Source organism: Streptomyces sp. NPDC007205 (assembly GCF_040634095.1).
In the GTDB taxonomy this organism is placed as follows: Bacteria; Actinomycetota; Actinomycetes; order Streptomycetales; family Streptomycetaceae; genus Streptomyces.
In genome coordinates this window covers 1-3,964 of sequence record NZ_JBEYEW010000122.1, presented here as the reverse complement: position 1 = coordinate 3,964, position 3,964 = coordinate 1, and the positions used below count along the sequence as shown (strand labels likewise).

The following is a 3,964-nucleotide window of genomic DNA, read 5'->3' as shown; positions in this document are numbered from 1 at the left end:
CACGGCCGGTTCCTCACACCTCACGAACGGCGGAATCGTCGTACTGGTCACGCCAGACCAGCACACCTCACCAAGATCGTGTTACGAGCTCTAAGCGCTGCCCAAACTCATCGACAAGTGCTGTCGCAACAAACGAACGAAGCCACGCCCGGGGATCACCTCGAAGCGGCGGTGCATGCCGGCCAGTTCCCGAGCCGTGATGCCGAGTTCCTCCGCAATCCTGGGGCGGGCTTCTTGGGCATGGAGCTTGACGCGCTGGTAGTTGCCGGTGAACCCGTGGTCCCTGCTCAGACACTCGTGGATGACGATGGCCTTCATCAGGATCTCGGCCCGCAGCATCGAGTCGATTAGTGGCGCGAACTCGTCGACCATCCGCTGCTGGTGCCGTCCGTTCGACGTCCGCCGCGGAGACGAAGCCGGCCCCTTGGCAGCGAGGTACTTGCGGACCGTCTTGCGGTCCAGCCCGGTCGCCCGGGCAATCTCCGACAGACTCAACGCCCCGGACTCGAACAGGCCGCGAACCGCCGCCGTTCCAACCAGCGATGCGGATCCAAAACCATCGTCAGCCGTCCTCTGCCGCCCCACACCGACCAAGCAGCAGAGTGCCCACCGCCGATCCTCATCGCATCAGAAACTCCCTGAGGCGCCCCGAAGTTTCCGGACAGTGGTCCCACTACGATGGGTCTGTTCGGAAAGGGAAGCTGGTTGTCGCAGAAACGCAGGAACTTCACTCCCGAGTATCGGGAAGAGGCCGTGAAGATGGTGATCGAGACGTCGCGTCCCATCGCCCAGGTAGCCCGGGAACTCGGTCTTGTCGAAGGAACGCTCGGGAATTGGGTCAACGCCTACCGCCGTGAGCACGCGGGAGAGGAGGCGCCCCTCACGGTGGATGAACGGGCACGGCTCCGCGAGCAGGAACGCGAACTGAGGGAACTGCGACAAAAGGTCGCCTTCCTGGAAAAAGTCGCCGCGTACTTTGCCAGGGATCCTCGGTGAGCGACAGGTTCGAGTTCATCGATGCCGAGTGCGCGACATCCACCACGAACACCGCACAGCTACCGTCGGTTGCGAAGATGTGTGACTGGCTGGAAGTGTCCCGCTCCGGATTCTACGAATGGCGGAGCCGGCCGCTTTCGGCGACGGCACGGCGACGCGAGGACCTGAAATTGCTGATCACCAAGTCATTCGAGGAATCTGACGGCACCTACGGCTACCGGCGCGTCCACGCCGACCTCACTGCCTGGGGCGTGGCCTGCGGGCCCGAACTCGTGCGTGACCTCATGCGGGAGCTGGACCTGCAGGCGTGCCAGCCGCGGCCGTGGCGCCACAGCCTCACCGAGAACGACGGCCGGGCCGGCCCGATCCCCGACCTCGTGAACCGCGACTTCACCGCCGACGCGCCCGGCCAAAAAATGGTCGGTGACATCACCTACATTCCGACCTGGGAGGGCTGGTTATTCCTCGCCACCGCCATCGACTGCCACACCAAGGCCGTGATCGGTTGGGCGATGGACGACAACTACAAGACCCCGCTCATTGAGGCCGCCATCGAAATGGCGGCACGCAATCACCCGCTCTCCGAGGACGCCATATTCCACTCGGACCGCGGCAGTAATTACACTTCTGAACAGTTCGCCCGGACGCTGGACAGACTCGGCATCCGGCAATCTGTCGGGCGGACCGGAATCTGTTACGACAATGCCCTCGCGGAATCGTTCTTCGCGACCCTGAAAAACGAACGGGTCCACCGGACCGTCTATCCCACCCGTGAACACGCCTACCGCGACATTGCCCGCTACATAGAGGTCCGCTACAATACGAAACGCCGCCACTCGGGACTCGGGTATCGGACCCCACGAGAGGTCCACGACGACTACCTGAATCAGCAGCTCGCCGCATGAATTAGCCAATAAGCTGCTGTACGGAAACCGCAGGGACCCTCACCCTGTTCATCCGTACGTGGCTGGGGACGTTCACGGCTCTGGCAAGATTTTCGTAGCTGGAGATCATCTCGGTGACACGGTCGGCTGGTCCGCATAGCGTCGGCGGAGGTGGGCGATCAGGATGATGCGGTGACGGAGAAGGGGGACGCCAGCGCGTCCGGCCATGAGGCGTTTCTGCAGCTTGACGTCGGTGATGCGGCCCTCGTTGACCCCGGAGTTGTATGGGGTGACGATTCCCTGGGCGACTGCATGTCGGTCTTCGCGCAGGGCTCCGGCAAGTCCGGTCAGCGGAGCCAGCCCGGTGTTTGCGAGGTCGTCCAGCCACTCTGGCAAGGATGTCGCGTCGCCGTTGTCGAGCATGGCGGCGAAGCGGCGGACCAGGTCGTGGACGGTCTTGAGTTCAGAGCAGTGGTCGAGGAGCCGGGGCAGGCGGTCGTTGATATGCGGGTTGCGGCGGTGCGGATGGGTGGTGATCCAGCGGGCGGCTTCGCGCGGGGAGGGCGGTCGCTCGCGTGGTTCGTCGATGGGCAGGCCCCGCCTGAGGGGTGCGACGGCCATTTTCACGCGCTGGTAGTGGCCAAGGTAGCCCTTGGTCTGCAGTTCCTCGTGCAGGATCTTCGCGCTGTGCTGTCCCTCGTCCCAGCGTTGTTGCAGGTAGCTGAGGTAGGGATCCAGTGTGGAGGGCTTGCTGGGCGGGCGACGCACCACCTCCTGCCAGGTATGGGCCCGGGCGTACTTGCTGACGGTGCGGCGGTTCAGGCCGAGCTCCCGGGCCACGGAACTGTGGCTCCGACCAGAACGTGAGGGCCTGCACGGCCTCGAAGAGCCGTCGGGCGTGGCGCTCCGCTCGCGTGGCTGCGGCGTGGTTCTCGACGGGCTCCTCGACCGGTGCAGGACCGGTCTCGCAGATCGGGGGAAGCGCTGCGGGCAGGCATCCGCGGTGGGCGGAAGCGATGTCCTGAACTCGCCGGGAGAGGCCCTGCCAAAGGTGGAAGCGGTCGCTGACCTGCACGGCATCCGGGGCACCTGCGGTGATGCCCTGCCGGTAGGCGAGGGAACCGCCGCGGCAGGCGACCTCAACACCTGGGTGCTGGCGAAGCCACCGGCCGAGCCGTTCCGCGTCGCGTCCTTCCCAGAGTGTGAGCGGGAGCCGGGTGGTGGTGTCGACCAGGAGAGTTCCGTAGGTGTCGCCGTAGAGCGCAAAGTCGTCCACCCCCAGTACCCGGGGCATGACCAGTGGCGGCAAGGACACCCGCATCAGCTGGGACAAGACGGTGCACCGCGAGAGTCTGATGTTCAAGATCCGAAGCATCCGGGCACCGCCCCGGCCGGCCAGCACCACACCGACGTCCTCCACCAAGTGCTGCAACGGCGGTGTCCGCCGCTGGTAGCGCACGGTAAGTCCCGGCACTTGCTCGGCGAAGGTCACCTTCGGGCAGGCTGTGTTTTCGCAGTACAGACGGCGTACTGACAAGTCGATGCGCAAAGGCCGGCCTGCGAGTGTGACGTCGGCGAGGCTCCGTACGTAGCGGCTATGGCACCACTTGCTGAGCTGTCCGCATCCCGTACATCCCGCTGGTTCACCCCATCTCGTGCGGGCGCGGACCGCCACCACAGCATCGGAGACCTCGACCGATGTCACCAGCACATTGGCCAACTGCGGTAACAGACTGGCCAGTTCAACAGAGCACAGTCACATGCTGCCCGCTCTGCGGACCAGCCGACCGTGTCACCGAGATGATCTCCAGCTACGAAAATCTTGCCAGAGCCACGTTCATGTGTACGCCGACACTCGACCCCACCGGCAGGGGACAGGCCCGCTGGACCAGCCGTTGGAAGACCGCTCTGAACGCCTTCGACATCACCTTCGACGGCCGGCTTTCCGCAGCACGTCAGTAACCTCAACCACCCTGGTTACACCGTTCGTTTGGCTCTGGCCCGTAATCGGTGGTAACCAAGGGTGACGGGCGCCGTTGGTGTGGTGTGCGAGATGTCAATGAGCTTGTGGCTGTGGTGTTTTC

General features: G+C 64.5%; 3 protein-coding genes and 3 pseudogenes. 2 read left to right on the top strand and 4 right to left on the bottom strand.

Annotated features, from left to right (window positions below; all coding sequences use genetic code 11):
* Positions 1-147 precede the first annotated feature (147 nt).
* Positions 148-560, bottom strand: a pseudogene (locus ABZ624_RS42260) (IS21 family transposase); the annotation flags it as partial.
* 145 nt (positions 561-705) lie between these two features.
* Here ABZ624_RS42260 and ABZ624_RS42255 point away from each other — a divergent pair.
* Positions 706-1,901 (top strand): IS3 family transposase gene (locus tag ABZ624_RS42255; RefSeq protein ID WP_360100936.1). Its coding sequence is split into 2 segments (ribosomal slippage): positions 706-958 and positions 958-1,901, totalling 1,197 coding nucleotides; the frame shifts between segments, so codons are not numbered across the junction.
* A 105-nt stretch (positions 1,902-2,006) separates the two neighbouring features.
* On the opposite strand, the gene ABZ624_RS42250 is transcribed toward ABZ624_RS42255, so the two are convergent.
* On the bottom strand, positions 2,007-2,720 hold the full coding sequence (locus ABZ624_RS42250; RefSeq protein ID WP_360100942.1) for a hypothetical protein: 714 nt from the start codon (positions 2,718-2,720) through the stop codon (positions 2,007-2,009).
* Positions 2,721-2,955: 235 nt separating this feature from the next.
* Positions 2,956-3,102, bottom strand: a pseudogene (locus ABZ624_RS42245) (hypothetical protein); the annotation flags it as partial.
* Between the two features lie 70 nt (positions 3,103-3,172).
* Between ABZ624_RS42245 and ABZ624_RS42240 the strand changes: the two are divergent.
* A complete protein-coding gene (locus ABZ624_RS42240) occupies positions 3,173-3,334 on the top strand; it encodes a hypothetical protein (RefSeq protein ID WP_360100939.1) in 162 nt (53 codons plus the stop codon).
* Positions 3,335-3,447: 113 nt separating this feature from the next.
* On the opposite strand, the pseudogene ABZ624_RS42235 reads toward ABZ624_RS42240, so the two are convergent.
* A pseudogene (locus tag ABZ624_RS42235) lies at positions 3,448-3,555 on the bottom strand (hypothetical protein); the annotation flags it as partial.
* Between the last annotated feature and the right edge of the window lie 409 nt (positions 3,556-3,964).